This window comes from Nonomuraea angiospora, from assembly GCF_014873145.1.
GTDB classification, from domain to species: Bacteria; Actinomycetota; Actinomycetes; order Streptosporangiales; family Streptosporangiaceae; genus Nonomuraea; species Nonomuraea angiospora.
In genome coordinates, this window is record NZ_JADBEK010000001.1 from 12,218,287 (window position 1) to 12,241,821 (window position 23,535).

Consider the following 23,535-nt stretch of genomic DNA (forward strand, 5'->3'; position numbering starts at 1 on the left):
AGACACGACTGGGGCCCGTTCGCGCCCTATCGCCGCGCCGGGTGATCGTCCGAGGCGCGCGGGCGGCGGAAGATCAGGGCCAGGACGCGCAGCACCAGGATGGCGGCGATCACCAGCAGGTTGTAGCCGATGAGCTGGAACAGCGAGGTGTTCGCCAGCGCCGGCGGGCCGCCGGCCGTCCCGAGGAGGATGACCGCCATCACCCCGGCCGTGGCCCCGAGCACCGTCAGCAGCACCTGGTGGAGCAGGCCCGTCACGTAACGGCGGTCGCGGTCGTCGGCGAGCAGCCGCACGTTCATGGTGAACCGGCCGTGCTCCGCGGCGCTCGCGATGCGCTCGACGCGGCGCGGCAGGCGGCGCAGCATCGGCAGCAGCGCGACCAGCTCCTGCGTGACGGACTCCTTGATCGTCTCCGGCGTGATCCGCTCGGCGAGGTGGCGGCCGGCGAACGAGCGGGCCTCGCCGATGAGGTCGAACCCGGGGGACAGGCGCACGAGCGTGCCCTCCAGCGTGGCCAGCGCGCGGAAGACGGCGGCCACCTCGGGCGGGATCGACAGCCCGTACGCCGAGACGATCCTGAACAGGTCGGTGAACATCTGCGCGCTGTCCATGCCGGCCGTCACGTGCCTGGCCATGAACTGGCCGAGCGCCCGTTCGAGCGCGGCCTCGTCGATGTCCTCCGGCCTGGGCACGACCTCGAGCAGCGCGTCGGTGACGCCCAGCGGGTCCTGGCGGTTCATGGCGAGCAGGAAGCGCCGCAGCGCCGAGCGCACGGAGTCGTCGAGCCGCCCGACCGCGCCGAAGTCGAGCAGCCCCAGCGTGCCGTCGTCGAGCAGCATGAGGTTGCCGGGATGCGGGTCGGCGTGGAAGACGCCCTCGATCAGGATCTGCCTGAGCAGGCAGTCGAGCAGGTCGCGGGCCAGCTGCGGGCCCTGCTCGGGGGCGGCGGCGGTGACGGGCCGGCCGGACAGGCGCCGCATGACGAGCACGCGTTCGGTGCACATGGCGCTGATCGGGGCGGGGTAGGTGACACCGCCGCCGCCGGAGGCGGTGACGGCCGCCATGTTGGCCGCCTCCACCCGGAAGTCGAGCTCCTCGCGGATCGCCGTCGCGAACCCCTCGGCCAGGTCGCGCAGGCCGAGCGAGCGGCCCCAGCGGGTCCTGGACTCCAGCGTGGCCGCCAGCCGCCGGACGATGTCGAGGTCCTTCGAGACCACCGGCCAGATGCCCGGCCGCAGCACCTTGACCACGACGCTCTCGCCCGAGTGCAGGCGCGCGGCGTGGACCTGCCCGATGGAGGCGGCGGCCAGCGGCGTCCGGTCGAACTCGGCGAACGCCTCGTCCACCGGCCCGCCCAGCTCGGCGGCCAGCACCGGCTCGATCTCCGGCCACGGCGCCGGGGCGACCTGGTCCTGCAGCCGGCCCAGCTCCTCGACGAACTCGGCGGGCAGCAGGTCGCGCCGGGTGGACAGGACCTGGCCGAGCTTGATGAACGTGACGCCGCCCTCGTCGAGCGCCTCGCGCAGCGACCTGGCCAGCCGCACCTTGCCCGAGCGGTCGTCGAGCCGCTCGCCCCGGCCGCGCAGGTACGGGCCGAGGCCGTGCTTGATGGCGATCCGGGTGATCTGCGAGTAGCGCCTGGCCCGGGACAGGCGGCCGCGTACGGACCTGACGAGCTCCAGCGGCCCCGGCACCGAGCCCGGCGGCACCAGCGCCTCGGCGATCACCAGGATCACCATGGGGATCAGCACCACGCTCATGACGATGAGCAGCAGGATCCCCATCGCCGGCGCGGCGGGCGGGTTCTCGCGGTCGACGGGGCCGAGCGAGGACAGGATCGGCTCCAGCATCGGCTGCGCCAGCGCGAAGGCGACCAGCGCAGCCAGGAACGTGCGCAGCCTGCCGAACCTGACGTCCAGCAGGCGCTGCGCCGCCGTGGCCAGACCGATGATCATCAGGAGCGTGAAGACGCTGAGGAGCAGCTGGGTGGGGAGATCCATAGAGCAGGATCCTTCCACGGCGGCGCTCCCCGCCAGATGCCGGCGGCGGGCGCGGGTCCGTCAGCGGGCGGCGGCGCGCGCCCGGCGCTCCTCGCGGCGCTCGACGAACCTGGCGGCCGTGGTCTCGGTCTTGGCCAGGAACGCGGACAGCTCCTCGCGGGCCCGCTCGCCCTCGGCGTCCAGCCCGGTCTTGTCGAACACCGACCACTGCTTCAGCACCGGCATCAGCACGTCGTCCAGGTGGAGGCGCAGGTCGTAGATGCCCTCGTTCGCGATGATCATGGCCTTGCGGGCGAACCCCTCGATGCCCGAGCCCGGCATCTGGAACGTGGTGACGACGTCGGTCACCGCGCGCATGGTCTGGTTGGGGTCCAGCTCGAAGGCGGCCTTGAGCAGGTTGCGGTAGAAGAGCATGTGCAGGTTCTCGTCGGCGGCGATCCTGGCGAGCAGACGCTCGCAGCCCTCGTCGCCGGAGGCCCTGCCGGTGTTGCGGTGCGCGATGCGGGTGGCCAGCTCCTGGAAGGAGACGTACGCGAGCTGCTGGAGCATGGTGCCGTACTCGGTGATGAAGCCGTTCTCCATGTGGTGCATGCGGGCGCGCTCGAGCGCCACCGGATCGACGGCGCGGGTGACCGTGAGGTAGTCGCGCAGCGCGGTGCCGTGGCGGTCCTCCTCGGCCGTCCAGCGGTGCACCCAGGTGCCCCAGGCGCCGTCGCGGCCGAACGTGCTGGCGATCTCGTGGTGGTAGCTGGGGAGGTTGTCCTCGGTCAGGAGATTGACGATGAGCGAGATGCGGGCCGCCTCGGGGATCTTGGAGTCGCCTTCCTGCCACGCCTCGCCCCCGTAGATGCCGTCGAAGTCGCGGCCTTCGCTCCACGGGATGTACTCGTGCGGGAACCACTCCTTCGCCATCGTGTGATGGCGGTCGAGCTCCACGGCCACCACGGGCTCCAGCTCGTGCAGCAGCTCCGTCTGAGTCATCGCCATAAAAGATCTTCTCCTTCAGGTTACGGTACCGTAGGTTAGGCTACCGGAAGGACATACCGGTCAAATAGGGTGTCCCTATGCGACCCAGTGTCCGCGGTGTCCTGCTCGACCACGACGAGCGGCTGGTGATCTTCCGCCGTACGGTTCCGGGACGCGACGTCTATTGGAGCATCCCCGGAGGGCATGTCGAACCGGGGGACGACACGCTGGAGCACACCCTGCACCGGGAACTGCTCGAGGAGCTGGGCGCGACCGTCTCGGCGGTGACGCCCCTGGTCACGCTGTCATACCCCTGGCAGGGCGAGCTCAAGACGCAGCACGTCTACGGCTGCCGCCTGGTGTCGATGGATCCGGGGCTGCGGCACGGGCCTGAGTTCGAGGACCCGTCGCGGGGGCTGTACGAGGTGGAGCGGGTACGGCTGAACCGTTCGGAGATCACGTCCCGGCACCTGGTGCCCGAGCCGGTCGCCGACTACCTGTCGACCGCCATCACGGACCTGCCCCGCCTGATCGGCCAGGGCTCTCCGCCCGGTTAGGGCTCGCGGCGCAGGCGCTTCAGGTCGGAGCGCTGCTTCTTCGCGGCGATGCGGCGCTCGACGGCGCCGCGGCTGGGCTTGGTCGGGCGGCGGCGCTTGGGCGGCGGGGCGATGGCCTCGCGCAGGCGCTGGGCCAGGCGGTGCGCCGCGGCCTCCCGGTTGCGCAGCTGGGAGCGGTATTCGGAGGCGGCGATCGTGATCGTCGGGGAGCCCAGCCGGTCGAGCGCCCTGGCCTTCAGCGCGGGCGGCAGCGCGGTGCTGGCGGCCACGTCGAAGACGAGCTCCACGCGGCTGTCGGTGGTGTTGACGCCCTGGCCGCCGGGGCCCGACGAACGTGAGAAACGCCAGACGAGCTCGACGTCGGGGATGACGATCGAGTCGTTGACGATCAGCGGGCCGGGCATGTGCGGGACTCCTGTTCTCTCACCAGCACTAACAGTAAATGGGTGATGTATGCCGCGCGCAACGGCATTTCCCCTTCTCTGTTGAGATGGCGGACTGCAAGTGACGTATGCCACCATCGCGCGGAGAATCACGTGTGGGGGAGGCGCTGTGGCCGCGATCGTCGGCGTGCACGGGATCGGCAAGTACAACTACTACCTCGAGGCCGGGCGGTCCGCGACCGGAGCGGCCGAGGCCATGCGGGTCAAGTGGGACCGCTACCTCCAGGTGGCGCTCGGGGGCGAGGCGCGGCCCTACTTCAGCGAGGTCGCCTACTTCTCGCACCACCTGCACAGCGGCAAGGGCGGCGAGGAGGAGGCCAGGGCCGCCGCGGCGGCGGAGGGCCAGATGCAGCAGGTGCTCGTCGCCTGGGCGAAGAACCTGGGCGTGGGCGAGCACGTGACGGGGGCGCTCAAGTCGTTCACCGGCTGGCTGCTCGACCGGCTGGACGGCAGGTCGGCGGCGTTCGCCAAGCTGTTCGCGCCGGAGGTGGCGGCGTACCTCACGGACGAGGGCAAGCGGGAGAAGTGCCGGCAGGCCGTGGCCGACGCGATCAGGCGCAACCGGCCCAAGGTGGTGATCGCCCACTCGCTCGGCAGCGTGGTCGCGTACGAGACGCTCTGGGGCGACCCCAGCCTGCGGATCGACCTCCTGATCACCCTGGGCAGCCCGCTCGGCATGCGCAACGTCGTCTTCGAGCGCCTCCTGCCCGCGCCCATCAACGGCCGCGGCGAACGCCCCCCGGGCGTCAAGCGCTGGGTGAACATCGCCGACAAGGACGATATCGCCGCCATCCCGCCCAACCTGGCCGTCAGCTTCACCGGCATCGACGCCGAAGAGCTGGTCAACCTGGATTGGATCGACTTTCACACCGTGGAGAAGTACTTAGGTTGCCCGGCGCTGGACCCGCATCTGCGACCATTCCTGGCATGACGTGGATTGTGTTCGACTACGGCGGCGTCCTGTGCCTGCCCCAGCTCGATTCCGACAACGAGGCCATGGCGCGGGCGGTGGGCGCGGACCCGGACGCGTTCCGGCGCGGCTACTGGGAGCACCGCCTGGAGTTCGACCGGGGGAGCCTGGGCCCGCTGGACTACTGGTCGGCCGTGCTGGGCCGGCCCGCCACCACGTCCGAGCTCGCCCGCCTGGTCGCCATGGACGTCGCGAGCTGGGCGTACCCGAACGAGAGCACGGTCGCCCTGCTCGGCGAGCTGATCGGGGCCGGGCGTGACGTGGCGCTGCTGTCCAACATGCCCGTCTGCGTCGGCGACGGCCTGGACGAGCTGCCCTGGATCGCCGAGGTCGGCCACCGCTTCTACAGCGGCAGGATGGGCCTGGTCAAACCCGACCGGGAGATCTACGACGAGATGGCCCGCGCGCTGGGCGCCGACCCGTCCGAGGTCGTCTTCATCGACGACCGCGAGGAGAACGTCGAGGGCGCCGAGCGCGCGGGCATGACCGGCGTGCACTTCACGGACGCGTCCACGCTCCGCGGAACGCTGTCTGGCGTGCACGGAGCCATCGGATGAACGCTCAGTGAGGTCATCGGCCGGGTGAAACCCCGCGAACAGGACGACTGATGCTGTTCACCCGTGCTTGACTCGGCTGTCACGGCCGGGTCAGCGCGGGCGGACATACCTGTGAACGTGGACCGCAGAGCCTTCCTGACAGCGGCGACAGCCGGACTCCTCCTTCCCCAGACCGCCACTCCGGCGGCAGCGGCCAGAACCCTCAGATCCGACCCGTTCACGCTGGGCGTGGCCTCCGGCGACCCGTCGGCCGACGGCTTCGTCCTGTGGACCAGGCTGGCACTCGACCCGCTGGCCGGCGACGGCCGCGGCGGCATGCCCGCCCGCGACGTGGACGTGGACTGGCAGGTCTCGGCCGACGAGCGCTTCTCCAAGATCGTCAGGTCCGGTACGGCCACCGCCAGGTCGCGCGACGCCCACAGCGTCCACGTCGAGCTGGACGGGCTGGAGCCGGGGCGCGAGTACTTCTACCGGTTCAGAAGCGACGGCAGGCTCTCCCCGGCGGCGCGCACCAGGACGACCCCCGCCGGGGAGACGCCGCTCAACTTCGCGGTCGCGGCGTGCGCCCACTACGAGCACGGCTACTACACGGCCTACCGCCGCCTGGCCGAGCAGGAGCCCGACCTGGTGGTGTTCCTCGGCGACTACATGTACGAGTACGGCCCCAGCGGCTACACGGCGCTGGCCGGCCGCGTACGCACCCACACCCCCGGCAAGTGCCAGACGCTCGCCGACTACCGGCTGCGGCACGCCCAGTACAAGAGCGACCACGACCTCCAGGCCGCGCACGCGGTCGCCCCGTGGCTGGTGGCCTTCGACGACCACGAGATCGAGAACAACTGGGCCGGGCCCGTCTCCAGCACGAACGCGCCCGGCTTCACCAGGCGCAGGGCGCAGGCGTTCCGGGCGTACTACGAGAACATGCCGCTGCGCCGCGCCAGCCTCCAGGGGGCGGTGCTCAGGGTGAACCGGCGGATCTCCTGGGGGACGCTGGCCCGCTTCCACCTGCTGGACACCCGGCAGTTCCGCGACGACCAGGCGTGCCTGGACGGCGTGCGGGCCGGGTGCGACGACCGGCTGGCGTCGGGGCGGACGCTGCTCGGCCCCGACCAGTGGCGCTGGCTGGAGAGCGGCCTGCGCGGCTCGACCACCCGCTGGAACCTGCTGGGGCAGCAGATCATGATGGCGCAGCGCGACTACAAGGTCGGGCCCGGGCGCGAGGTGAACCTGGACTCCTGGGACGGGTACGCCGCCGAGCGGACGCGGCTGCTGGGCTCGCTGGCGGGGACCGAGAACCCGGTGGTGCTGACGGGGGACGCGCACATGCACCACCTGGCCGAGCTCAAGACCGACTTCGACGACCCGGACTCGCCGGTGGTGGCCAAGGAACTGATCGCCTCGTCGATCGCGAGCGACGGGGACGGGTACCGGGACCGGACGTGGATCGCGGAGGCGCTGCAGGAGAACCCGCACTTCTCCTTCATCGACCAGCGGCGGGGGTATCTGATGGCGCGGCTGACCCGGGATGAGCTTTCCGTCGATTTCCGGACATTGGACTACATTTCGCGGCGGGGCGCTCAGGCCAAGACCGCTCACCGGCTCACCATCCCGGCAACCACCGGCCCCGCGGCCGCCGGCCGGGCGGGCGCAGCGCGCGTCGGCTGAAGGTTCGCTGGGAGCAACCTGAAAATCCGCTCAACGACCCGCCCACCCGCCCCACCGACCACCCACCCACCGGCGCGGCACCACGCCCACTGGGGGCACGCTCCCCGGGGCGCGAGCCACGCCCCCGCCTGGCATGCCCGCCCACCGGCGCGCCATCTTGCGCGCCCACCGGGGCGCCGTCTCGCGCACCCGCCTGGCGTGCCCACCATGCCCACCGGGGCGTCCGCCGTGCCCTTCTGGCATGCGGGGCGGCGGTCACCAGGCCGCTCCCGAAGGCGTTTGCCGCGCCCACCGGAGGCGCCAGGTGGCGCCGCCGGTAGGCGCGCCGGGCCGGGGCGGCACGCCGCACGTGCGGCCCTGCCCGGGACCCGGCCGGGAGAGGAGGTGCCGGGCCGGTCCAGGGGGTCAGGCGCCAGGCCAGCTCGCGTCCGGGAACTCGCCGTTCGTGGCACCCGACATGACCACTTCGTCGCTCTCCTGCAGCCCTGAGGTCACCTCCACGTACTGGTCGCCGCGGACGCCCGTCCGCACCACCTTCGCCGAGTCGCGCCCGCCCGCCCGGACCGTGACCACCTGGGCGCCGTCCGACCTGCTGCGGACCGCCGAGGCGGGCACGTAGATCGCGTCCGCGGCCGTGTCCGTGGTGACCGTCACCGAGGCGGTCTGCCCGAGCATGAGCCCGGCGGGCGGCTCGTCGAAGGCCAGGGTGACCGAGTAGCGGACGAGCTGGCCGCTCACCGTCGCGGTCGGCGCGATGGCCGTGACCGTCCCCTCGTACTGCTGGCCGTTCCGGGTGGCCAGGGTGATCCGGGCCTTCTGGCCGAGCTTGAGCCGGTTCACGTCCGACTCGGTGACCATGGCCTGGACCTGCAGCTCGTTGAGGTCGCCGAGGCTGGCGAAGGTGCCGGTGCCGGCCTGGTCGCCGACCGCGCCCGCCAGCGACAGGACCGTGCCCGCCGCCGGGGCCACGATACGGGTCGCCCGTACGGCGTCGGCGGCCTGCTCGAGCGCGGCCTGCGCGCGATCCACGTTCGCGCTCGCCTGCTCCTCGCTGACGCCGCCCTGCCCCTGACTCTGCGCCTGCCCCTGACTCTGGCTCTGCGCCTGGCCCTGGCTCTGGCTCTGGCCCGTTGAGCCGGTGCCGCGGTTGCAGGACGACTGCGCGTTCGGCCGGGCGGCGCCGCTCGTCGGTCTCGTGCTCGTTCCCGCCGACGGCTTGCCGCCGGCCGTGGGGCGGCCGCTCGCCGACGGCTTCGCGCCGGTGGACGGCTTGCCGGAGCTCGTGGCGGACGGGGTGGCGTCCGAGGTCGGACGGCTCCCGGACTGGTCGGAGCCCCCGCCCGGGATGCCGCCGTGGGAAGCGCCGCCGGTCGGGGTGGCGGTGACGGTCGTGGTGACGGTGGCCGTCACGGTGACCGTGACCGTGGGCTGCGGCTCGGGGCCGGGGCCGGGGCCGGTGGGGCCGGGGTCCGTGGGGACGGAGGTCGGCGTGCCGGTGGGGCGCGGGGTGGAGCTGGTGGCCGGGCTCGCGTTGCTCAGGGACACGCCCTGGGTGGGGGGCGCCGTCGGCCCGAGCGCGCCGTTGGCCCCACTGCCGTTCGCCCCACTGCCGTTCGCTCCACTGCCGCTCACCTCATCGCCGCTGAACACGCCGCCGACCGTGCCGCCGCTCGGCCGGCCCGTGGGCGTGGGCGTGGGCGTGGGCGTGGGGGTCGCACGCCTGGTGGGCGTCGCCGAACCCGCGGGTGTCCCGCCGGTGGGCGTCGCCGCGCCGGTGGCGGACGTGGCCGGCGTCGCGCCGCCTCCGGACGGCGTACAGGCAGCGGGGCTGGCGGCGCCGACCGGGGACGCGGCCGGGGACGCGGCCTTCTCCGCGGCCTTCTCCTGGGCCTCCTCCAGGGCTTCCTCGGCGGCGGCGAGATCGGCCTTGGCCGCCGTGTACGCCTCCCGCGCCGACCGCCCGTCGATCCTGGCCAGCACCTGCCCCTTCTTCACCTTGGTCCCGACTTTGACGTACACCTTGGTCAGCGTCCCCGAAGAGCCGAACGCCAGGTCCCTGCGCGAGCCGTCCACGGTGTTGCCCGCCGCGCTGACCGTGGCCGTGACCTGGCCGCGCTGCGCGGCGGCGAGCCGTACCTGGACGGTGGGCGGGGTGTCGTCGCGCAGCGCCAGCACCAGGCCGGACCCGGCCACGAGCACGGCGAGGGCGAGGCCGCCCAGCGCGAAAGTCGGTCTCATGGCCGCCCATCCTGGCGAAGCCGGCTCGCGCCAGGCTGCGAGCAGCCTAAGAGTTACCTGTGTACCTGAAGGGACCTCCAGGTTGTCAGCGAACGTTCAGCTCGCTCGCGGCTCCGGCGCAGCCTGGTGTGCAAGGGTCACCGGCTGTGAAGGTGTCGACAAGGCGCAGAGCGCTGATGACCAACGGAGCGCTGGTGGTGCTCCTGCTGGGCGGTGCCGCGCTCGCGTACGCCCAGCTCGGCACGGGACAGGCGGCGGGCCAGACTGCCGTCAGGACCGTGACCGCGAGCCGCGGCTCCGTGGTGGCCTCGGTGTCCGCGTCGGGCGCGGTCGAGAGCTCCAAGTCCAGGGCCCTGTCGTTCGGTACGACGGGGACGGTCGAGAAAATCTATGTCAAGGCCGGCGACAAGGTGAGCAAGGGCGACCTCCTGGCCAGGCTCGACGACGACGCCGCGCAGGAGAGCCTGTCGGCGGCCAAGGCCACGTACGACGAGGCCGTCGACGACGGGACCTCGACGGCCCAGCTCTACGCCGCCTACATCAAGGCCCGCAACGCCTACCGGGAGGCCCAGCGCACGGTCGCGGCCACCGTGCTGAAGGCGCCGTTCAAGGGCACGATCACGGCGGTGAACGGCTCGGTCGGCGGCAGCAGCTCGGGATCGGGCTCCGGATCCGGCTCGGGATCGGCTTCGAGCGCGGGCTCCGGTCAGAGCGCGGGCCAGTCCTCGGGCTCCGGCGGCGCTCAGAGCTCCGGCGGGTTCGTCGAGCTGGCCGACACCGGCAAGCTGCAGCTCGTGGGCACCTTCACCGAGTCCGACGTCGGCAAGATCAAGAACGGCCAGGAGGCCACGGTCACGTTCGACGCCCTGCCGGGAGTGACCGCCACGGGCAAGGTCACGCAGATCCAGCCGGTCGCCTCCACCAGCAACAATGTCGTGCAATATCCGGTCACGGTGACGTTCACGAAGGTCCCGGGACAGGTGCGGCTGGGCCAGACGGCCACGGTCGAGGTCGTGGTCGGCCAGGCCGACGACGTCGTCACCGTACCCTCGACGGCGGTCTCCACCAGCGGCGGCCAGACCACGGTCACCCTGCTCAGGAACGGCACGCAGACCAGGACCCCGGTGGAGGTCGGCGTGCAGGGCACGACGCTGACCGAGATCAAGTCGGGCGTCTCCGAGGGCGACCAGCTCGTGCCCCCGGCGACCACGACGAGCACCACGGGCGGCAACCTGCGCTTCGGCGGTGGCGGCGGCTTCCCCGGTGGCGGTGGCGTGCCCGGCGGCGGCGGGCCGGGAGGCGGGCGATGACGGCCCCGGAGGTCCCTCCCGTCCTGCGGGTGCAGGACCTGGTCAAGGAGTACGGCGAGGGCGACGCGAGGGTCCGCGCCCTGCGCGGCATCAGCCTGGACGTCGAGCGTGGCGACTATGTCGCCATCATGGGCGCCTCCGGCTCCGGCAAGTCCACGCTCATGAACATCCTCGGCTGCCTCGACGTCCCCACCTCCGGCACGTACCTGATCGACGGCGCCGACGTGGGACAGCTGGACGAACGCCAGCTCGCCATCCTGCGCAACCGCAGGGTCGGGTTCGTGTTCCAGTCGTTCAACCTCATCCCGCGCATGAGCGCGCTGGCCAACGTCGAGCTGCCGCTGGTGTACGGCGGCATCGGCCAGGCCGAGCGGCGCAGGCGGGCCCTGGCCGCGCTGGACCAGGTCGGGCTGACCGACCGCGTACACCACGAGCCGAACCAGCTCTCCGGCGGCCAGCAGCAGCGCGTGGCCGTCGCCAGGGCCCTGGTCACCGCGCCCGCGCTGCTGCTGGCCGACGAGCCGACCGGCAACCTCGACACCGCCTCCACCAACGACGTCCTGGAGATCCTGGACCGGCTCAGCGAGTCGGGCCGCACGATCGTGCTCATCACCCACGAGAACGACGTGGCCGCGCACGCCAAGCGGGTGATCAGGCTGGTGGACGGCGAGGTCGTGGAGGACCGCCGCCAGGGCCCGGTGGACGGCCCGCCGCCCCGGATGGCGGGAGTCGCCCGGTGAACCAGCTCGAGATCCTCCGCTTCGCGCTGCGCGGCCTGCTGGCCAACAAGATGCGCAGCTCGCTGACCACGCTCGGCATCCTCATCGGCGTCGCCGCGGTCATCATGCTGGTCGCCGTCGGCGAGGGCTCCTCGCAGAGCATCACGCGCAACATCCAGCGCCTCGGCGCCAACACCCTGACGATCTCCCCGCAGTTCTCGGGCGGCGGCGGCGGTGGTGGCGGTGGCATGCGGGCGCCCGGCGGCGGCACGAACACCGGCCCGCGCACCCAGGCCAGGCAGCTCAGCCTGGCCGACGCCAAGGCGCTGACCGACAGGACCCTGGCGCCCTCCGTCAGGAGCGTCTCGCCGGTCGTGACCGCCTCTTCCTCGACCGCCACGTACGGCGCCGCCAGCCACGCGATCTCGCAGTTCGTCGGCACCTACCCCAGCTACTTCGAGGCCGTCAACAAGCCGGTCTCGAAGGGCACCTACTTCTTCAACGACGACGTGCTGGCCGCCAGGAAGGTCGTGGTGCTCGGCCAGACCGTCGTGGAGGAGCTGTTCGGCACCGTCGATCCCATCGGCAAGCAGGTCAGCGTGTCCGGCGTGCCGTTCACGGTCGTCGGGGTGCTGAAGGAGACCGGGTCCACCGGCATGCAGGACGCCGACGACGTGGCCATCGCGCCGCTGCCCGCCGTACAGCAGAGCCTGAGCGGGTTCGGCTCGCTCAGCTCGATCGTCGTGCAGGCGTCCGGGGCCGACACCACGACGGCGGCGCAGGCCGAGGTCACGGCCATCCTCAACCAGCGGCACGGCATCAAGAACGACAACGCCGACTACCGCATCCTCAACCAGGCCACCCTGCAGGAGACCGTCAGCGCGGCCACCGGCACCTTCACCGTGCTGCTGGGCGCCGTGGCCGCGATCTCGCTGCTGGTGGGCGGCATCGGCATCACCAACATCATGCTGGTGACCGTCACGGAGCGCACCCGCGAGATCGGCATCCGCAAGGCGATCGGCGCGCCCAGGAGCGCGATCCTGGGCCAGTTCCTGCTGGAGGCCACGCTGCTGAGCCTGGTCGGCGGGCTGTCCGGGGTGCTGGTGGCGTTCATCGGGACCAGGTTCACCGTGGCCGGCATCGAGCCGGTCCTCGTGCCGTCGTCGGTGGCGCTCGCGCTGAGCGTGTCGGTGGGGATCGGGTTGTTCTTCGGCAGTTATCCCGCCAACCGGGCGGCCAAGCTGAGGCCGATCCAGGCCCTGCGCCACGAGTAAGGAGAATGACATGGCCCAGCTCGACTCCTCGCCGTACCCCGACGACCTGGGGGAGGAGCTCGCCGTACAGCCGCGGAAGGGCACCTCCAAGCTCACGCTGGCGCTGGCCGCCGGCGTCGTGCTGGTGGCCGGTATCCTCATCGGCATTCAGGCCGCCAACCTGTTCGGCTCGCCGGCCGCCTCCGCCGCCGGGGCGCAGCAGCGCCCCGGCGGCGGGTACGGCCAGCAGCAGGGCGGTTCCGGCCAGCAGCGTGGCGGTTTCGGGCAGCCGCCCGGTTACGGTGGAGGCCAGCGGATGGGCGGCGGCGGGGGAGGCACCATCGGCACCGTCGAGAAGGTCGAGGGCGGCAAGGTCTACGTGAAGACCATGGACGGCTCCACCGTCACGGTCACCACCGACGACCGGACCACCGTCCAGATCTCCAAGCCCGGGAAGGTGTCCGACCTCCGGACCGGCACCAGCGTGGTGGTACGCGGGCAGCAGGGCGGCGACGGCTCGGTGACCGCGACGTCGATCACGCAGGGGAACCTCGGAGGAGGCCCGCGATGACGCGCGAGCCCGAAGCCCGGCTGCTGGTGGTCGATGACGAGCCCAACATCAGGGAGCTGTTCTCGGCCAGCCTGCGCATGGCCGGCTTCGAGGTGCTGACCGCGGCCGACGGCATGGAGGCCCTGCGGGTGGCCGAGGAGAGCTCGCCTGACCTGGTGATGCTCGACGTCATGCTGCCCGACCTGGACGGCCTGGCGGTCGCGGGCAGGCTGCGGTCCCGCGGCCGCCGGGTCCCGGTGCTGTTCGTGACCGCGAAGGACACGTTCGAGGACCGCATCGCGGGGCTGGGCCTGGGCGAGGACTACGTGACCAAGCCGTTCAGCCTGGAGGAGGTCATCGCCAGGATCCGGGCGGTGCTGCGCAGGACCCGGCGCGGCGTGCCGCCGCCCAACCGGCTGCGGGTGGCCGACCTGGAGCTGGACGAGGAGAGCCACGAGGTGTGGCGCGACGGCATCCCGGTGAAGCTGTCGCCGACGGAGTTCAGGCTGCTGCGGTACTTCATGCTCAACGTGGGCCGCGTGCTGTCGAAGACGCAGATCCTCGACCACGTCTGGAACGGCGACTGGCGCACCGACGTCGGGCTCGTCGAGTCGTACGTCTCCTACCTGCGGCGGAAGGTGGACACGGGGGACCGCAAATACCTGCACACGCTGCGCGGGGTGGGCTACATCCTGCGCCCGCCGCGCCTATGAGCGGCGCCGTCTCTCCCGCGCGGCGCCTGCGCGCCAAGGGCGCGGCGGTGCGCAAACACCTGGCCAGGTCCCCGCTGTGGCTGCGGCTGGTGTCGGCGACCCTCCTGCTGGTCACCCTCGCCATCACCGTGACCGGCCTGTTCGCCGTACGCCTGATGCGCGGCTACCTCGTCGAGCGCGTGGACCAGCAGCTGCTCTCGGCCAGCCGCCCGCTGCGCGAGCCGCTCCCGCCGCCCGCCGACCAGCCCCGTCCCGGCGCCCGTCCGCAGCGTTTCTTCGGCCTGTTCTACGCGGTGATCCTCGACTCCGCCGGCGCCCCGATCAGGACGATCAGCGAGTCCACCGAGGACCACACGCCCGCCCTGCCCAAGCTCGACCTCCCCACGGTCCTGGCGCTCCACGGCCACCCCTTCACCGTCGAGTCGCGCGCGGCCGGGGGGCCGACCTGGCGCGTCGTCGCCGTGCCGGTCCGGGACGGCGAGACCCGGGTGATCGCCGTCAACCTGGGCGACGTGGACGCCACGGTCTCCCAGCTCGCCCTCATCGTGGGGGTCGCCGGCGGCGGCACGCTGGTGGTGCTCGGGTTCGCCTGCTACTGGCTGGTGCGCCGCAGCCTGCGCCCGCTCCGCGAGATCGCGCGTACGGCCAAGGACATCGCGGGCGGCGACCTGTCGCGCCGCGTGCCCATGTGGGCGGCCACCACCGAGGTCGGCAAGCTCGGCCGCTCGCTCAACGGCATGCTCGCGCAGATCGAGTCGGCGGCGCGCGAGCGCGAGTCGGCCGCCGAGTCGGCTCGCCAGTCCGCGACGGCCGCCCGGCGCTCGGAGGAGCTGATGCGCAGGTTCATGGCCGACGCCTCCCACGAGCTGCGCACGCCGCTGACGTCGATCAGGGGGTTCGCCGAGCTGTACCGGCTGGGGGAGGAGAAGGACCTGGCCGAGGCCGTACGGCTGCTGAGCCGCATCGAGGGGCAGGCGGCCCGGATGGGGCTGCTGGTGGAGGACATGCTCCTGCTGGCCCGTCTCGACCAGCGGCGGGAACTGGCCCGGCGGCCCGTGGACCTGCTCAGCCTGGCCGCCACCGCCGTCATCGACGCCCAGACGCTGGCGCCGGACCGCAGGATCGAGCTGGTGCGGCTGTTCGGGGGCGAGGGGGACGTGATCGTGACCGGGGACGAGTCGCGGCTCGGACAGGTCCTCAACAACCTCGTCACCAACGCCCTCACCCACACGCCGCCCGGCACGCCCTTCCAGGTGCGGGTGGGGCTGGACGGCGACCAGGCCGTGGTGGAGGTGGCCGACGAGGGGCCCGGTTTCCCTCCGGAGGTGGCCGAACGCGTCTTCGAGCGCTTCTACCGGGCGGACCCGGCGCGGAGCGCGGGCGGGTCGGGGCTGGGGCTGTCGATCGCGGCGACGCTGGTGGAGGCGCACGGGGGCATCGTGATGGCGGAAGGCTCACCGGGCAAGGGCGCCCTCTTCCGCATCATCCTCCCCACCACCCCCACCCCGCCCTCCACCTGACCCCTACCTGCTTCACCGCCCGCCCCACCGCTCACCCCGCGCGCCATTCACCGGGCCTCGGCACGTCGGCCCCCGCCCCACGCCGCCGCGCCGTCTCCCGTTTCAGGGGCGCCGCCCCTCCGCTCTTCCCCCGAGAGGACCTCAGCCGAAGGTGTACCCGTACAGCCCCGTGCCCTTGCTGAGCGGGCGCACCTTGCCCAGCTTCAGCCCCGCCTTCCGGGACCCGGGAGCGTACATGACCAGCCCCTGGTCCGGCGCCGCCACCACGAGCCCGTACAGCGGCCGCCGCGCCCCCAGCGCCCGATAACGCTCACTCAGCGGCAAGGTGGCCAGAGCGGCCCCGAAGTCCCGCCCCTCGCCCTTGATCAGCAGGTTCCCCACCCGCGTGAGCCCGCCGGACGCCCGCCCGGCCAGCACCTGGACCGCCTTCTCCCCGGGCACGCCGATGGCCAGCTCGTCGTGCCCGTCCCCGTTGAAGTCGCCCGTGGCCAGCGACGCCCCGAACCGGTCGTAGTACCGGGCCACCCCCTTGAGCGTGTTCTGCGACCACGCCTCGCTCTTGCGCGTGGTCAGCCCGCCGCGCGACCCGTACAGGACGTCCACGGTGCCGTCGCCGTAGTCCATGGCCCGCTGGTTCGCGCTGAGCCCCTCACCCGGCACCCCGATGGCCAGGTCGGCCCGCCCGTCCCCGTTGAAGTCGCCCGTGGCCAGCGAGGCCCCGAAGGCGTCCCACTTCTCGGAGGCCCCCTTGATGCCGGGGGTGCTCTGGGTGAGCAGCCGCGCCCGCTTCGCCCGTACGTCGAGGATGGTCACCGACCCCTGCCCGTCCAGCGTGACGCTGTCGGCGGGCGCGCCGACGGCCAGCTCGTCCTTGCCGTCCCCGTCGAAGTCCCCGGTCGCCAGCGCGGCGCCCCACTGGTCGGTCACGCTCGCCGCCTGCCGCACCCACGACGTCTTCTGAGTGATCTGGTACGGCTTACGCCCCTTCATCCAGTACACCGTCACCGCCCCGCCCGAGCGGTGGCTGGGCGCGCCGACGACCAGTTCGTCCTTGCCGTCCCCGTCGAGGTCACCGGCGGCCAGCGCCGCCCCGAACCGGTCGCTGGACGGCTTGGCCGGCGCCAGCTCCTTGCCCGGTACCAGCCCGTCGACCGAGCCGTTGAAGATCTGGACGACCCCGTTCCCGTCGCCGCCCGGCACCCGCGCCCCCACGAACTCCTCCGACACCCCGACGGCCAGGTCGGCGCACTTGTCGCCGTTGAAGTCGCCGACGGCCAGCGCCGATCCGAACGAGTCACCGGGTTCGGCGCCGTTCTGGGTGAGCTTCGCCTTCTTCCCGGACCCGTACATCACGGTCACCGACCCGGCCCGGGAGTCGTCGTAGGGCGCGGCCACGGCGAGGTCGGGCCGGCCGTCGCCGTCGAAGTCGAGAGGGTGCCCGCCGCACGCCCGTGCCGCGGCGGGAGTCGTACCGGAGGCGAGCGGGAGAAACAGGCAGGCGGCGAGGAGAAGGTTCATAACGGAAGTAATGTCCACTTAGGTCGAACCGTGCCTGAACAGCGCGAGAACGGCCCAGGAGGGCCGGATGCACATCGCTTGGCGATCCACGGCGTGGTGGGAACGTGCCAGGATAGACGCGTGGACATCGATCTCGCGGATCTGGATTTCTGGCGCAAGCCGCCCAAAGAGCGTAACGAGGCGTTCGCCCGGCTCCGGCAGGTGGAGCACCCGGTGTTCTTCCCCGAGAAGAAGGTGCCGTTCCTGCGCTCGGGCAAGGGTTTCTACGCCCTCGTGCGGCACGCGGACGTGGTCGAGGCCAGCCGCAACGCCAAGATCTTCTCCAGCGAGCCCGCCGTCACCAACCCGGAGCCGCCGGGCTGGGTGAAGCAGGTGTTCGGGGAGTCGATGGTCAACATGGACGACCCACGCCACGCCCGCCTGCGCCGGATCGTCACCCGCTCGTTCAGCCCCAAGATGCTGGCCGGGCTGCAGAGCGACATCGAGGCCGCCTGCGCCCGCATCGTCGACGACGTCGTCAAGGACGGGCCGCGCGACTTCGTCACCCAGGTGGCCGCTCGGCTGCCCATCCACGTCATCTGCGACATGCTGGACATCCCGCAGGAGCTGCGCGAGAAGGTCCACCAGCACGTCGACATCTCCACCGCCTACACCGGCGTGCGCCCCAGCCTGGCCCGCAGCGTCCAGATGGCCGGCCAGAACATGCTGGCCCTGCTCGCCCTGCAGCGCATGGTCATCAAGCTCGGCCACGAGCGCGTCGCCGACCCCAAGGGCGACCTGGTGTCCCTGCTGGTCAACGCCAACCCCGACGGGGAGAAGCTGACCGACAAGGAGCTCGGCTCGTTCTTCTCGCTGCTGCTGGTCGCGGGCAACGAGACGGCCCGCAACACGATGGCGCACGGCATCAAGCTCCTCACCGACAACCCGGCGCAGCGTGAGCTGCTGATGGGCGACTTCGACGCGCACATCAACGGCGCGATCGAGGAGATGGTCCGGTACGTGTCGCCGATCATGCAGTTCCGGCGCACGGTCACCGAGGACTACTCGCTGCGCGGGCTGGAGCTGAAGAAGGGCGACAAGGTCGTCCTGTTCTACGGATCGGCCAACCGGGACGAGTCGGTCTTCCCGGACGCCGACACGTTCGACATCACCCGCGAGACCAAGCCGCACGTCGGCTTCGGCGGCCCCGGACCGCACTTCTGCCTCGGCGCCAACCTGGCCAGGCAGGAGATGCGGACGATGTTCCGCGAGCTGCTGACCAGGCTGCCCGACATTCGCTCGGTCGGCGAGCCGGAGCTGCTGCTGTCGAACTTCGACAACAGCGTCCGCGCCCAGCCGTTCACCTTCTGAGGCTGTGACAGGGCTCAGCCTGGCTCGTCGTCGTCCTCCACCGCCAGCACGTTCGTCCTGATCGTGAGGAACGTGATCAGCGCCGCCACCACCATCATCCCGGCGCTGACCAGCATCGCCATATGGAACCCGGCGTCGAAGACCGGCGGGTTCCTGAACGCGTCGCCGACCAGCCCGACCAGCGGCGGCACGGCCGCCACGGCGAGCAGGCTCCCGGTGCGGGCCACGGCGTTGTTGACGCCGCTGGCGGTGCCCGCGTGCCGCTCCTCGGCCGTGGCCAGCACGGTCGAGGTCAGCGGCGCGACCGCCGCCGAAAGCCCCAGCCCGAACAGGGTCGCCGCGGGCAGCACCTGCAGCCAGTAGGAGGCGCCCGGCCCGATCGTGCTCATCGCGAGGAACCCGCCGGCCGCGAGCAGGATCCCGCCCGTCATCGGCCAGCGCGGCCCGAACCGCTTGGCGATCTCTCCGGCCCCGGGTGACAGGAGCAGCATCAGGATCGTCGTCGGCAGCATCGCCAGCCCCGCCGCGATGGGCCCGAATCCGGACACCACCTGGAGCTGGACCACGAGCAGGAAGAACACCACGCCCATGGCCGCGTACATGATCAGTGTCACCACGTTCACGGCGGTGAAGACCGGGTTGCGGAAGATCTCCACCGGCACCAGCGCGTCGGGCGACCTGCGGATCTCGGTCACCACGAAGACCGCGCCCAGCGCCAGCCCCGCGACCAGCGCCACCGGCGCGCCCGTCTCGATCAGCCCGTACGTGATCCCGGCCAGCGCCAGCGCCGCCAGCACCGCCCCCAGCACGTCGAACCGCCCCGCCGCCTGCTCGTCCTTGCTCTCCGGCACGTGCCGCAGGGTCACGAGCACGATCAGCGCCGCGAACGGCAGGTTGACCAGGAACGCCCAGCGCCACCCCACGCTCTGCACCAGCGAGCCGCCCAGCAGCGGCCCGATCGCGCTGGCCACGCCGCCCAGCCCGGACCACACCCCGACGGCCCGGGGCCGATCGTGCCGCACGAACGACGCCTGAATGATCGCCAGCGAACCCGGCGTGAGCAACGCCCCGCCGATGCCCTGCAGGGCCCGGGCCGAGATCAGGAACTCGATGTTCGGCGACAGCCCGCACAGCGCCGAGGCCACGGCGAACCACACGGTGCCGATCAAGAAGATCTTCCGCCGCCCGTAGCGGTCGCCCAGCGACCCGCCCAGCAGGATCAGCCCGGCGAGGGTGAGCGTGTACGCGTTGATCGTCCACTGCAGGCCGTCCATGCCCGCGTCGAGCTCTCTGCCCAGGAACGGGAGGGCGACGTTGACCACGGTGCTGTCGAGCAGCGCCAGCCCGGAGCCCAGCACGGTCGCGGCCAGGATCCAGCGGCCACGGGCGGACCCGAGCTGGACATGGCCGTTCACGGGCGCCGTCCCCGCGCCGTCAGCCGCACCGCTCACGCGAGTCCGCCGATGGCCCGCAGCACGAACTCGGACACCAGCTCCTCGGCCCGGTCCACCGTCACGCTCCCGCTGATCAGCGGAACCCGCTCGGCGCCGACGACGGCGAGGATCATGCGAGCCGTGGCCTGCACGTCGAGCACCCGGAAATCGCCGGACTCGACCCCGCTCTCGAGGATCTCCACCAGAATGCGCTGCATGGGCGCGACATGCTCGGCCAGCTGCTGGTAGGCGTCGGGCCCGAGCGCGGCACCGAGATCGGCGGCACCCGGATGCGGATGGGCGAGCAGCCCGGCCAGCTGCAGCCGTACGAACGCCCGCAGCCGATCAGCCGGTGAGGCACCCCCCGGCAGCTCCTGCTCGTAGCTGTCGATGAAGTACTGGGTCACCTGCTCGGTGAACGCCAGCAACAGGGCCGCCTTGTCGGGGAAGTAGTTGTACAGGACGGTCCTGGTGATCCCCGCCTCGCCGGCCACGTCCGTCATCGAGATCGCGTCGATGCCGTGCACCCTGGACAGCCGGGAGACGGCCTGCAGGATCCGGTCCCGCGTCAGCGTTCGATGCTCGCCGATCGTGGCGGCGGAGATCCGAGGCATACGCCCATCGTAGGCCGGGATTGTCAGAAGCCGACGCACACTCCCCCCATTCCCCCTCCCCTCCGAGACCCACCGCCGCCGATGGGCAACAGAGCAGCGAGGACGGTCCGTCGGCGGTCAGTCATCGGTCCTGATGATGTGGCGAGGTGGTGGACGGCGGTTGATGGCTTGTTCTGATGACGTGGTGAGGTGCTGGCTGGTGGTTGGTGGCTGGTTCTGAGGATGTGGTGGGGGTCCCTGGCGGCGGTTGGTGGCCTGTTCTGATGACGTGGTGAGGTGCTGGCTGGTGGTTGGTGGCTGGTTCTGAGGATGTGGTGGGGGTCCCTGGCGGCGGTTGGTGGCCTGTTCTGATGACGTGGTGAGGTGCTGGCTGGTGGTTGGTGGCCTGTTCTGAGGACGTGGTGGGGCCCTGGCGGCGGTTAGTGGCTTGCTCTGATGATGTGGTGAGGTGCTCGCTGGTGATTGGTGGCCGGTCCTGAGGACGTGGCGAGTGAGCCTCGTCGGGTTCGCCGGCCATTGGGCGTTAGGCGGTGGACGTGACGGCCGGGGTGGGTGGTGAGGCGGCGGTCGTGATGGCCGGGTGTGCGTAGTTAGGCGGCGGTCGTGGCGGCCGGGCGTGCATAGTCAGGCAGCGGTCGTGACAGCCGGGGATGGGTGGTTAGGCGGCGGTCTTGACGACGTGGAGGAGTTCGGCGAGCACCTCGGTGTTGAGCTGGTACGCCAGCTTCACCTCGCGGATCATGCGCTGACGCTCCCGATCGTCCAGTTCGAGCTCGTCCAGCCGCGTACGGTACTCGTTCTTGAACCTCGGCAGGCTGCCCAGCCCGTCGAAGATGTAGAAGTCGACGCCCCCGCCGGCGCCGTACCCGTAGATCTTCTGGAGCTCCATGCGGATGAACTGACCGCCGGAAAGGTCGCCCAGGTAGCGCGTGTAGTGGTGGGCTATGTAGCCGCTCGGCCAATCGGCCACCTGGTGGATCCGCGCGACCAGCGTACGGGTGGCTTTGGACGGCACGATCCGGCTGCGCCAGCTCGGACCGTAGATCGTCGCCAGGTCCCGCTCCAGCGCCCGCTCTCGATACAGCTCGGGAAAGACGAACCGGCCCGCCACGGGATGGTCGGCGAGTTGGCGTGACGCGCCGTCAAGTGCGATATACGCGAAGTAGTGTTGAGCTACCATTTCCCCGTATTCGTGCTCGCTCAGGCGGCCGCCCATGAGCTCCGCGAGATAGCTCTCGCCTTCGGCGGACTCGTGGTCAGCCCAGGTGGCGTTCTTCAGGGTTTCGGAGAACGGGGTGCTCACGACCTACCTCAACTCGCACGGAAGTTTCATGACGAAGTGTCACAAACATCGGCACCCGGAGTCAAGCTGATGACGACACCATGTCATCAAAATCCGGCTCTTCTGTCTCGTACCCAGGAAACACCACGTCAAGAGGTCACCTCGCCTTCGTGCCCCAGAGCGATGAGGGTCAGGTTGCGCAGTGATGGGGTCCCGGGAGTGAAGTAGTCGCTGTGACCGCCCGAGCCCACCGCGAAGACTCGAGCTCCGAACGATGGGTTCATAGGGTCGGTGCCGAAGCCCACGGGGCCGAGCTTGACCTTCGGCACGAACCTGATCCAGTCGTTCTTGCCGAGCCCTGCCCAGATCCGCAGCGGTGACACCCCTGCGCCTGTCACGGCTCCCTGAGCACCCTCCACGCTTGCCGGGCGCTGGGTGTCCAGCAAGTATGCCGTGCCGTGGGGGTCCGTCGGGTCTCTTGTGCCTTGGGTGGCATGTTCGCCTTTCATGCCAAGAGTCGTGTTTGCGGTTGGTGCGCTGAGGGTGACGGCTTCGGCGGTCTCCGCGTTGCGGGCCGGGTGGGTCAAGGCGGCGGCAGAGGGGGCGTCGAGGCCAGGGCTGCCGAAGATCGCGAGGTCGGTCACGGGTAAGCCGGGGACGGCTTTGGCGCACAGGACCGAGCCGTAGCTGTGGCACAGCAGTGCGATCGGGGCCGGGGTGCGTGAGTGGAGCTCCGTGACGGTGCGGCGCAGTGCGCGGGCGCCTTTGGCTGCTGCGTCGTTGGTGAGCGCGCCGAGGCTCAGCGTGGGTGGGGAGTCGTAGCCGAGCCATGCCACCGCCGCCAGCCGCTCGTGCGGGGCGAGCCGCGCGGCCTCCGCGAGCAGGGCCCTCGCCGCGCCTCCGGGGCGTTTTGTGCCGTCGTCGAACGTGGCGACCGTCGTGTCGGCACCGGGCACGATGACCGCCACCCGGTCGGCGGCGGACAGGTCGCCGTAGACCCGCACCAGCCGTCCGCTCGGCTGCCCCGGCCACGCCGCGAGGGCCCCCACCGTCACGAGTCCTGCGAGGAGAAGGTTTCTGAGCATGCTGGGAACGTTACGGAGAGTGGCCTGGCGTTCGCGTCACCGCAGGGTTTGACCTTTTCCGTAGTACTGGAGGGGGACGCGGGGCTACGGCGCGTGCTCGGCGTTGGCTCGGGTGCGGGCTGCCGACAAACCATCCCGGGTGGGTGCGTCATGCTCCACGCCCCGGCCCTTCGCAGATCATGCCAAGGGGGTGCCCCACAACGCCGCCGCCGCCCTGCCCAAGGTGCCCATCGCCCCAGCTCGGTTAGGCGAGATCATCTTGGGGCCGCGTGGGGGCGACGCGTCGTGAATGTCCGGAGAGCGGCGGATGCCACGGCTCTGCTGTTACGACCCGGCTGGGGATGGGTTGGTGCTGTGTGGCTTGGCGGTCTGTGTGGGTGCGGGCGGGGGACGCTGTTGGCCCGGCGGCTACGACCTGGCCCGGGGCGGGTTGAGGCTGTGGGGTGGTGGCGGGCTGTGCGGGTGGTGGCGGGAGATGTCGCCGGTTTACGGCTACGGCCTGGCCGGGGGCGGGTTGGGCGCTGTGGGGTGGTGCGTGGTGGGCTGTGCGGGTGGTGGCAGGAGATGCCGCCGGTTTACGGCTACGGCCTGGCCGGGGGCGGGTTGGGCGCTGTGGGGTGGTGCGTGGTGGGCTGTGCGGGTGGTGGCAGGAGATGCCGTCGGTTTACGACTACGGCCTGACGGAGGTGGGTTGGGTGCTGTGTGTGGTGGTGGTCTGCCTGGATGGGGGGCGGGTGGAGATGCTGTTGGGCGTCGGCTGCGACCTGGCCGGCTGGGGTAGGTAATGCTGGG

20 protein-coding genes are annotated in these 23,535 nt (G+C 71.4%); 11 read left to right on the top strand and 9 right to left on the bottom strand.

Going from position 1 to position 23,535, the window contains the following annotated elements:
• Positions 1 to 26: 26 nt before the first annotated feature.
• On the bottom strand, positions 27 to 2,000 hold the full coding sequence (locus tag H4W80_RS56080; RefSeq protein ID WP_192792493.1) for an ABC1 kinase family protein: 1,974 nt from the start codon (positions 1,998 to 2,000) through the stop codon (positions 27 to 29).
• 60 nt (positions 2,001 to 2,060) lie between these two features.
• Complete coding sequence (locus tag H4W80_RS56085) at positions 2,061 to 2,987, bottom strand: acyl-ACP desaturase (RefSeq protein WP_192792494.1); 927 nt, start codon at positions 2,985 to 2,987, stop codon at positions 2,061 to 2,063.
• Between the two features lie 77 nt (positions 2,988 to 3,064).
• Between H4W80_RS56085 and H4W80_RS56090 the strand changes: the two genes are divergently transcribed.
• Complete coding sequence (locus H4W80_RS56090; protein ID WP_192792495.1) at positions 3,065 to 3,523, top strand: NUDIX domain-containing protein; 459 nt, start codon at positions 3,065 to 3,067, stop codon at positions 3,521 to 3,523.
• Here the strand turns inward: H4W80_RS56090 and arfB are convergent.
• A complete protein-coding gene (gene arfB, locus H4W80_RS56095; protein WP_185073280.1) occupies positions 3,520 to 3,927 on the bottom strand; it encodes an alternative ribosome rescue aminoacyl-tRNA hydrolase ArfB in 408 nt (135 codons plus the stop codon). The two genes, H4W80_RS56090 and arfB, sit on opposite strands and share 4 nt — an antisense overlap.
• Positions 3,928 to 4,075: 148 nt before the next feature.
• Between arfB and H4W80_RS56100 the strand changes: the two genes are divergently transcribed.
• From H4W80_RS56100 to H4W80_RS56110, 3 genes are all read left to right on the top strand, one after another.
• Positions 4,076 to 4,897 (top strand): hypothetical protein, encoded by an 822-nt coding sequence (locus H4W80_RS56100; protein WP_192792496.1) that lies wholly within the window; start codon positions 4,076 to 4,078, stop codon positions 4,895 to 4,897.
• Positions 4,894 to 5,493: an HAD family hydrolase gene (locus H4W80_RS56105; RefSeq protein WP_192792497.1), complete on the top strand. Its 600-nt coding sequence runs from the start codon at positions 4,894 to 4,896 to the stop codon at positions 5,491 to 5,493. The genes H4W80_RS56100 and H4W80_RS56105 overlap by 4 nt, the downstream gene beginning before the upstream one ends.
• A 117-nt stretch (positions 5,494 to 5,610) precedes the next feature.
• Positions 5,611 to 7,158, top strand: a complete 1,548-nt coding sequence (locus H4W80_RS56110) for an alkaline phosphatase D family protein (RefSeq protein ID WP_192792498.1) — start codon at positions 5,611 to 5,613, stop codon at positions 7,156 to 7,158.
• A gap of 405 nt (positions 7,159 to 7,563) precedes the next feature.
• Here H4W80_RS56110 and H4W80_RS56115 read toward each other — a convergent pair whose 3' ends face one another.
• Complete coding sequence (locus tag H4W80_RS56115; protein WP_192792499.1) at positions 7,564 to 9,396, bottom strand: efflux RND transporter periplasmic adaptor subunit; 1,833 nt, start codon at positions 9,394 to 9,396, stop codon at positions 7,564 to 7,566.
• Positions 9,397 to 9,572: 176 nt separating this feature from the next.
• Between H4W80_RS56115 and H4W80_RS56120 the strand changes: the two genes are divergently transcribed.
• From H4W80_RS56120 to H4W80_RS56145, 6 genes are read left to right on the top strand one after another with little or no spacing between them, the layout of a single operon-like run.
• The gene (locus H4W80_RS56120; RefSeq protein WP_192792500.1) at positions 9,573 to 10,706 is read left to right on the top strand and encodes an efflux RND transporter periplasmic adaptor subunit; all 1,134 of its coding nucleotides are present in this window, start codon (positions 9,573 to 9,575) and stop codon (positions 10,704 to 10,706) included.
• Positions 10,703 to 11,446 (top strand): ABC transporter ATP-binding protein, encoded by a 744-nt coding sequence (locus H4W80_RS56125; protein WP_192792501.1) that lies wholly within the window; start codon positions 10,703 to 10,705, stop codon positions 11,444 to 11,446. The genes H4W80_RS56120 and H4W80_RS56125 overlap by 4 nt, the downstream gene beginning before the upstream one ends.
• On the top strand, positions 11,443 to 12,699 hold the full coding sequence (locus tag H4W80_RS56130; protein WP_192792502.1) for an ABC transporter permease: 1,257 nt from the start codon (positions 11,443 to 11,445) through the stop codon (positions 12,697 to 12,699). Before H4W80_RS56125 ends, H4W80_RS56130 begins: the two co-directional genes overlap by 4 nt.
• A 10-nt stretch (positions 12,700 to 12,709) precedes the next feature.
• Positions 12,710 to 13,249, top strand: coding sequence for a hypothetical protein (locus tag H4W80_RS56135; RefSeq protein WP_192792503.1), 540 nt, complete (start codon positions 12,710 to 12,712; stop codon positions 13,247 to 13,249).
• Positions 13,246 to 13,941 (top strand): response regulator transcription factor, encoded by a 696-nt coding sequence (locus tag H4W80_RS56140; RefSeq protein ID WP_192792504.1) that lies wholly within the window; start codon positions 13,246 to 13,248, stop codon positions 13,939 to 13,941. Before H4W80_RS56135 ends, H4W80_RS56140 begins: the two co-directional genes overlap by 4 nt.
• Positions 13,938 to 15,461 carry a sensor histidine kinase gene (locus tag H4W80_RS56145; protein WP_192792505.1) on the top strand — a complete coding sequence of 508 codons (1,524 nt, stop codon included), beginning with the start codon at positions 13,938 to 13,940 and terminating at the stop codon, positions 15,459 to 15,461. The genes H4W80_RS56140 and H4W80_RS56145 overlap by 4 nt, the downstream gene beginning before the upstream one ends.
• 141 nt (positions 15,462 to 15,602) lie before the next feature.
• On the opposite strand, the gene H4W80_RS56150 is transcribed toward H4W80_RS56145, so the two are convergent.
• Positions 15,603 to 16,979, bottom strand: a complete 1,377-nt coding sequence (locus H4W80_RS56150) for an FG-GAP and VCBS repeat-containing protein (RefSeq protein WP_192792506.1) — start codon at positions 16,977 to 16,979, stop codon at positions 15,603 to 15,605.
• Between the two features lie 120 nt (positions 16,980 to 17,099).
• On the opposite strand from H4W80_RS56150, the gene H4W80_RS56155 reads away from it, so the two are divergent.
• Positions 17,100 to 18,329: a cytochrome P450 gene (locus H4W80_RS56155; RefSeq protein ID WP_192792507.1), complete on the top strand. Its 1,230-nt coding sequence runs from the start codon at positions 17,100 to 17,102 to the stop codon at positions 18,327 to 18,329.
• Between the two features lie 14 nt (positions 18,330 to 18,343).
• Here H4W80_RS56155 and H4W80_RS56160 read toward each other — a convergent pair whose 3' ends face one another.
• The 4 genes from H4W80_RS56160 to H4W80_RS56175 all read right to left on the bottom strand — a co-directional run bounded on the left by H4W80_RS56160 (position 18,344) and on the right by H4W80_RS56175 (position 22,743).
• The gene (locus tag H4W80_RS56160) at positions 18,344 to 19,744 is read right to left on the bottom strand and encodes an MFS transporter (protein ID WP_192792508.1); all 1,401 of its coding nucleotides are present in this window, start codon (positions 19,742 to 19,744) and stop codon (positions 18,344 to 18,346) included.
• A 32-nt stretch (positions 19,745 to 19,776) separates the two neighbouring features.
• Entirely contained in the window at positions 19,777 to 20,376 is a 600-nt protein-coding gene (locus H4W80_RS56165) for a TetR/AcrR family transcriptional regulator (protein WP_192792509.1), read from the bottom strand.
• A gap of 658 nt (positions 20,377 to 21,034) precedes the next feature.
• Positions 21,035 to 21,679, bottom strand: a complete 645-nt coding sequence (locus H4W80_RS56170) for a biliverdin-producing heme oxygenase (RefSeq protein ID WP_192792510.1) — start codon at positions 21,677 to 21,679, stop codon at positions 21,035 to 21,037.
• Between the two features lie 128 nt (positions 21,680 to 21,807).
• On the bottom strand, positions 21,808 to 22,743 hold the full coding sequence (locus H4W80_RS56175; protein ID WP_192792511.1) for an alpha/beta hydrolase: 936 nt from the start codon (positions 22,741 to 22,743) through the stop codon (positions 21,808 to 21,810).
• Between the last annotated feature and the right edge of the window lie 792 nt (positions 22,744 to 23,535).